This window comes from Pseudooceanicola sediminis, from assembly GCF_003575965.1.
Classification (GTDB): domain Bacteria; phylum Pseudomonadota; class Alphaproteobacteria; order Rhodobacterales; family Rhodobacteraceae; genus Pseudooceanicola; species Pseudooceanicola sediminis.
Genome location: NZ_QWJJ01000026.1, coordinates 20,938 through 27,778, shown reverse-complemented (window position 1 = coordinate 27,778; position 6,841 = coordinate 20,938). Strand labels below are relative to the sequence as shown.

Sequence of the window (6,841 nt, the reverse complement as noted above, 5' to 3'; positions counted from 1 at the left end):
GTCTTCGGTAAATCTGCTGCGTTTCATCTCTGGTCCTTTCGGTGGGGCCAGAGTCTATCTCAAACTGGATTAGCTCCTGGAGGCAACGTCAGCGGCTCCTTCTTCATCCAACCAACCGCGATCACAATTCGTCGCTGCTACTACCAAAACCTGGGTGGAACAGGCGCTTGTAGAGACGATCCGCGTAGCTGTCCGTCATCCCAGCGACGTAATCGCATACACGCCGCTCTGTAGAGCTTTCCAGACATCCATCTTCCCAAGATGATTGAGGAATAAGACTTTCTGGATCTGAGAGCAAAGTATCAAACAGACGCTCCACGACCATCTGACCGCGACGCTCAAGCTGCTGTACCTTCGCCTTACGAATTACGAGCTCGTAGGCTAGCCCCTTAAAGGCTTCTAACAGCCTTGCATGAGGCTCTGGCAGAGCTGCGCTGAACCTTAAAAGCGGGTGATCGTATGAACGATCCGTAGTAATCGTCACATTGGTAATAAACAGATTCACTAGCCCAGCAATCATCTGCTTTCTGTCAAAGCTTGTTCCAAGTAGTCCCTTGCAAATCAATTGCGCGTCAAATCCATCCAAACAGATGCTATCATTTTTTTGAAGGCTTCGACTATCTCTTTTTCGACATCGCTTGCAGTTGCCAAACCCCGTGCAACGATATCTTCGATGTCATGAACACCATAGGCAATGTCGTCCGCGAGTTCGAGAATGCTACAGTCAAGGCTATGATGGGCTCTCTTGCCATCGGCTGATGCTATCAATCGTTCCTGATCGGCAGCGGAAAATCCATCAATCGCCCACGTAACAACACCTTCCTCGTCTTGGTGGAACGACTTGGGCGGCTTCTTCACGTAGCTATCGAGGTTGAAAGTTTCCATAGAGCGCGGATATTTCAACACTGCGAGGACCAAACGGCGTGTCGGATACAGCCCTTTCCCTCGCTCCTTGTACTTCTCAAGTTTCGTGAGAATGCGAAGGGTTTGCCCATTTCCTACGAACCCGCCATGGCGCAACATGGCTTTGTGCAGCGCTTGCTCCCCTTTGTGGCCGAAGGGAGGATGCCCAAGATCGTGAGCGAGGCACGCAGCTTCAATCAGATCGCGCGCTGGCAGCCAATCTTGCGCGTCCTTGTGGAACCTGGCTTTCTTGAAGTGCAGAACTTCCAGTAGGCCATAGCCGATCTGGGACACTTCGATGGAATGGGTGAGACGAGTTCGATGAAAATCACCCTCGCCAGTACCCATCACCTGTGTCTTGCCTTGGAGCCGCCGAATGCATTATGCGCGCGCGATCCCTCTGAAATGGCGTTCGGTTATCTCTTAAGCGATTTGGCTGATCTTCGTGTAGACGCTCTTGGAAAAAGGAAAAACTAGAGGTCATAGGGGCACCCTGGATCAAATAATAAAGAGGATGCTATTCTTATAGTTGCAGGCTTGCAATGGCAGCGATGGGGAAGCTGCATTGCAACACTTTACCGTAGATCGACGGCAGCGTCGGCTGGAAGCAGCTGCGCTCAAGCCGTTGTGCGAAGGGCGCCTGGCGCGACAACGTCTCCATCGAGCGGCGAGCCCTTGTCCGCCAGTAGTCCGCGGAAAATGGGCTAGCGGCGGGCTATCAAATACGAGCAGATCTACCTGCGGGCCTATGCCAGCGTCTGCGTGGCTCGCGCCTCAATCCGGGCCTACCTCGGCTTCGACAACAGCCGGCAGACTCACTCGTCGCTTGACGTTAAAACCTCCGATCAGGCCGACTTCAACCCACCGACGCCTGAAGCGGTAGCGGCGGAATCAAGGCGGGAATCCACTTAGAAAAAGCCAGGAACCTCTTCAAACAAACCGAACCACTTCAAAGGGCACAACTAAACCTACTTCGCAAGCTTCCTTTCAGTGAGCTTCCGACTTATTTCTGCCAATGTTCCAACGCCAGAAGCAGAAATCCAGCTTCCGACAATAATTGCACACCCTACAGAAAAAATATTGGCATTGATCTGATTTGAGTATCCAATTCTGATGCCCTCGAAACTTGACCAGATGAAAAACGCACCTATTAACGACCCTAAGACTCCTACAGACCAAGCTGTGCCATATGCAATATTGGTGAATGCGCCATGATTTATCTCTGAAGATGACCCATTCTCGTTGTTTATTTTCTTCGAAGTAGGGATGTACTTTCGGGCTGGATCGTCGTCGTTCATCAAATTACCTTAAGTTAATATTGTGTCGGTAGCACGGGGAATGTTTAGAGCACAACTTTGCGCCGATCAACGTGACTTTTCCTCAATCTTGCTTTTAACCCTCCCTCATTGCGATAGCTGTTGTAATCATACTGCGGGCATAGCTTCACTTTCGCACGCAGGTACTCGGCTCTGTCCAAGCGCGGATAAATCGGCTTTTTTAAACGTTGGGTTATTTTCGAGGCGCGACTATGGAACGTAGCCTCTTTGATCGTTCGATCGCCTCCTTCGCTGGCTGCGGAAGGTTCATGCGCATCTCTGTCAGTGCCAACGCCTGCCACATCGCCCGCTTCAGCCTGCACTCCCCCAGCCTCTTCAATGAAAATCCCGGCTTGGGAACAGGCGTTTGGCCTGCTCGCGCGGGTGATGGGCGCGGGGGGAATAGCGGGGCGGGCGCGGCGCATCGTCGGCCTGCGGTTGCGTGATGCCGACCGCCTCCTCCATAGGATGGCCGAGATCCGAGATCCGGTGCGACAGGTCCTCGATCCGCTCCGCGACCAGATGCACCACGATGCCTTCGCGTTGCAGCCGGCCGGTCACGCGCAGCAACCGCCCCCCCATGACGATGCGCCGGAACTGATCGTAGACCCTCCGCCAGACGACGATATTGGACACGCCTGTCTCATCCTCCAGCGTCAGGAAAATCACCCCTGACGCGGTGCCGGGGCGCTGACGGGTGATCACAAGGCCGCAAACACTGGTCCGCCTCAGCGGCGCGGTGGCCAGCTGATCATGCGGCGTCAGCCCTGGGATCGAGGGGCGCAACAGCTCCATCGGATGGGCGCGCAGGGTCAGGCGCAGGGACACGTAATCCTCGACCACCTCTTCCCCAAGATGCATGGGCGGCAGGGTCACCGCAGGCTCGCGCGCGCCCTCCCCGTCCAGCGGATCGGCAAACAGCGGCAGCGGCGCCGGGGCCGAGATCGCCCGCACCGCCCAAAGGGCGTTGCGCCGTGTCAGCCCCATGCCGAGGAAGGCGTCGGCTTCGGCCAGGCGTTCCAGCGTCGCAGGGGCGACCCCGGCGCGCAGCCACAGGCTTTCGGGATCGGGATAGCCATTGCCGCGTGCGCCCACGATCCAGCCTGCGTCTTCCGCGCGGAACCCCTTGATCTGGCGGAACCCCAGGCGCAGCGCCAGCGCGCCATCGGTGCGGCGCTCCAGCGTGTTGTCCCAGGTGCTGCTGTTGACGCAGACGGGCCGCACCTCGACACCATGATCCCGGACATCGCGCACGATCTGGGCGGGGGCATAAAACCCCATCGGCTGGGCGTTCAGCAGCGCACAGGCAAAGATCGCGGGATGGTGCCGCTTCAGCCAGGACGACACATAGGTCAGCATCGCAAAGGCCGCCGCATGGCTTTCGGGAAAACCGTAATCGGCAAAGCCTTCGATCTGGGCAAAGCAGGCGTTGGCAATGTCTTCGCTGTAGTTGTTTTTCACCATGCCCTGAACGAAACGGCTCCTGTGTTCGCCTATCGTGCCCATGCGCCGGAACGACGCGAGCGAGCGGCGCAGCTGATCCGCCTCCTCCGCCGAATAGCCCGCGCCGACCACGGCGATCTGCATCGCCTGTTCCTGAAACAGCGGCACGCCAAGCGTCTTTTCCGTCACCTTCCTCAGCGCGGGGCCAAAGGGTTCTGGCTCCTCCAGCCTCTGGCGACGTCGGATGTAGGGCTTGACCATGCCGCCCTGGATGGGACCAGGTCGGACGATGGCGACCTCGATCACCAGGTCATAGAATTTCTGCGGCCTCATGCGCGGCAGAAAGTTCATCTGCGCCCGGCTCTCCACCTGGAACACCCCCACCGCATCGGCCCGGCACAGCATCTCGTAGGTGGCTGCATCGCCTTGCGGCACGGTATCAAGGCTCAGATGCCGTTGCTCATGCCGGACAAGCAGATCGAAGGCCTTGCGGAGGCAGGTCAGCATCCCAAGGCTCAGCACATCGACCTTCAGGATGCCGAGCGCGTCGATATCATCCTTGTCCCACTCGATGACCGTGCGCCCCTCCATCGCGGCGTTCTCGATCGGGCACAGCTCATCCAACCGTCCCTTGGTGATGACAAAGCCGCCGACATGCTGCGACAGGTGGCGGGGAAAGCCGATGATCTCGCCGATCAGGCGCAGGGTCTGCGACAGGCGGCGGTCTTTGCGGTCCAGTCCCAGCTCCCGTATCCGGTCCGGGTCGGCACCCTTGTTCGACATGCCCCAGATCTGCCCCGACAGGCTGGCCGTCACATCCTGGCTCAGGCCCATGACCTTGCCGACCTCACGAATGGCGGCGCGGCTGCGAAAATGGATCACCGTGGCGCAGAGCCCTGCCCGGTCGCGCCCGTATTTCTCATAGATCCACTGGATGATCTCTTCGCGCCGCTCATGTTCGAAATCCACGTCGATGTCCGGCGGCTCGCCCCGGTGGCGCGAGATGAAGCGTTCGAACACCATGCCGATCATGTCCGGCGACACATCCGTGATCCCCAGCAGATAGCACAGAACGGAATTCGCGGCCGAGCCGCGCCCCTGGCACAGGATGCCGCGCGACCGCGCCTCGGCCACGATGTCATGCACGGTCAGGAAATAGGCGGCATAGCCCAGCTCGCCCACAAGGCTCAGCTCCTTTCGCAGCAGCCCATGCACCCGCTCATCCGCCCCCCCAGGATAGCGGCGATCAAGCCCCTCCTCCGCCAGCCGTTCCAGCCGGTCCTGCGGCGCCTCGCCCTGCGACAGCTCGTCGGGATATTCATAGCTCAGCTCCGACAGATCGAAACTGCACCGGTTCGCGATCTCCTGCGTGCGTCGCAGGGCGGCCGGGTGATGACGATACAGCCACCTCATGTCGCGCGCCCCCTTCAGGCGACGTTCGCTGTTCAGCAGCGCCCGCGTGCCGATCCGGTCAATCGTCAGCCCCTCGCGCAGGCAGGTCAGCACATCGGCCAGCTGTCGCCGTGCCGCCCGGTGCATCAGCACATCGCCAACCGCGACCATCGGGGCCGAGGTGCGCCGCGCCAGGTGCGCACAGCCATTGAACCAGGCCTGATCCGATCCGTCGTAACGCGGCGCGGCCCCCAGAAAGACCGCCCCCGGATAGCAGCGCACCAACCGCTGGATCGGCGCGCGGGCCTGCCCCAGATCAGGGGGCGGCAGCGCGATCAGCAGCATCCCCTGACAGCCGCGCTCCAGATCCGCCAGATCCAGATGGCACTCCGTCTTGCCCGCGCGCCGCTTGCCAAGGGTCAGCAGCCGCGATAGCCGCTGATAGGCGGCCCGGTCGGTCGGCAGCGCCAGCCACTCCACCGCGCAATCGCGCAGCACCAGCCGCGTACCCACGATCAGCTTGGGCAACGTCACGCCCTGGGGCCGCGCCAGATCCTGCGGCTGGCCGGTTTCCTGACGCGAACAAGGGTCCACCTGGTGGGTCGAGCGGATGCGCAAACGGTTCTCGGTCTCGACCCTCAGCGTCTTCAGCGCGCTATGGGCCCGCACCACCCCCGCCAGCGTGTTGCGATCCGTGATGGCAACCGCGCTCAGCCCCAGCTCGGCGGCCCGCAGCACCAGCTCCTCCGGATGCGACGCCCCGGTCAGAAAGGTAAAGTTCGAGGTCACGCACAGCTCGGCATAGCTCATATGAATTCTCCCTGCACACCCCAGCCGGGGGTCTGCGGCGTGTCGATCTTCCAGCAATCCCGCACGCCAGACCGCCAGCTCTCCTCCTCCAGCCACCACTCCGGCGCGATCCGTTCCGGCCCCGTGGCACGACCCGTGATCAAGGACAGGCCGCACCAGCGAAACCGCTCGGGCGGGCGCGCCCCTTTGGCAAAACGCATGCCCCGATGCAGGCCGAGGGTTTCGGCCCACGCGTTCAGGCAATAGATCCGCTCGGCGTTCTTGTCCGTCAGGGTCAGCGCGAAGGGCGCCTCAACCGGACGCGCCTTCAGAACCCGGTCGGAGCCCAACCGCGGAAACCACATGCACACGACGCGCTTGCCGAGACCATCGAACATTCCGAACCTCAATAGTTCCCTATTTGTTCTTTGTAATTTTCCAACGCATCAGAGTCGAGTCTTCCCTCTCGTAATCAAACACCGGCCGCCACCGCCAGCGCGTCTCGGCCGCGTCGGAGTCCATGCCAACGGGGATCAGGCGCAGCCCCGTCGTGCCGCCTGCCTTCGCCGCCAGTTGCAACCGCCGCCCCCTCGCGCAAGCTGGCGAGCGGGTGATCTCGATCAGCACGCAGGACAAAGCGCCAGCGCGCAGGGCTTCCTCGGCCACTGCAAGGCTGTCGACCTCGTTCTGCGTGCGTGCGATCAGCAGGTTTGCGGGTTCAAATACCGAGAGGATACAAACCTCCCATTTGCAACAATGGCCGGATCCAGACTGCGCGCCACTGCCCCGCCGCCATTTCCGAAGACGCAGTTGCGCCCGGCCCGAAAGCCTCGTGAGCCCGCCCCGAGCGCAAAGGGAAAATGGTGGCAAAATCTGGCAGCATGCGGGGGAACCACAACGTGACCATGATCGCGTTCCAACAGGTCGGATGCGAGAAAGTGCAACCCAAGCATGTTGAGATTACCTAAGCACCGAATTCTCCGACAAGATTATTCTCA

Annotated in this window: 6 protein-coding genes and 2 pseudogenes; 1 reads left to right on the top strand and 7 read right to left on the bottom strand. The window is 60.4% G+C overall.

Annotated features, from left to right (window positions below; all coding sequences use genetic code 11):
* Positions 1-121: 121 nt before the first annotated feature.
* Both DL237_RS19820 and dgt read right to left on the bottom strand, forming a co-directional pair.
* Positions 122-586 (bottom strand): hypothetical protein, encoded by a 465-nt coding sequence (locus tag DL237_RS19820; RefSeq protein ID WP_147405384.1) that lies wholly within the window; start codon positions 584-586, stop codon positions 122-124.
* Positions 562-1,318, bottom strand: a pseudogene (gene dgt, locus DL237_RS19815) (dGTP triphosphohydrolase); the annotation flags it as partial. The pseudogene dgt and the gene DL237_RS19820, both read right to left, overlap by 25 nt.
* A gap of 296 nt (positions 1,319-1,614) precedes the next feature.
* On the opposite strand from dgt, the pseudogene DL237_RS20935 reads away from it, so the two are divergent.
* A pseudogene (locus DL237_RS20935) lies at positions 1,615-1,815 on the top strand (hypothetical protein); the annotation flags it as partial.
* A 56-nt stretch (positions 1,816-1,871) separates the two neighbouring features.
* On the opposite strand, the gene DL237_RS20525 reads toward DL237_RS20935, so the two are convergent.
* From DL237_RS20525 to DL237_RS20930, 5 genes are read right to left on the bottom strand one after another with little or no spacing between them, the layout of a single operon-like run.
* Complete coding sequence (locus tag DL237_RS20525; RefSeq protein WP_147405383.1) at positions 1,872-2,201, bottom strand: hypothetical protein; 330 nt, start codon at positions 2,199-2,201, stop codon at positions 1,872-1,874.
* Between the two features lie 44 nt (positions 2,202-2,245).
* On the bottom strand, positions 2,246-2,542 hold the full coding sequence (locus DL237_RS20520) for a hypothetical protein (RefSeq protein WP_147405382.1): 297 nt from the start codon (positions 2,540-2,542) through the stop codon (positions 2,246-2,248).
* Positions 2,543-2,555: 13 nt separating this feature from the next.
* Positions 2,556-5,864, bottom strand: coding sequence for an error-prone DNA polymerase (locus tag DL237_RS19810; RefSeq protein WP_119400718.1), 3,309 nt, complete (start codon positions 5,862-5,864; stop codon positions 2,556-2,558).
* Positions 5,861-6,241: a hypothetical protein gene (locus DL237_RS21135; protein WP_119400717.1), complete on the bottom strand. Its 381-nt coding sequence runs from the start codon at positions 6,239-6,241 to the stop codon at positions 5,861-5,863. The genes DL237_RS19810 and DL237_RS21135 overlap by 4 nt, the downstream gene beginning before the upstream one ends.
* A 19-nt stretch (positions 6,242-6,260) precedes the next feature.
* Positions 6,261-6,509 (bottom strand): hypothetical protein, encoded by a 249-nt coding sequence (locus DL237_RS20930; RefSeq protein ID WP_233545084.1) that lies wholly within the window; start codon positions 6,507-6,509, stop codon positions 6,261-6,263.
* Positions 6,510-6,841: the final 332 nt, after the last annotated feature.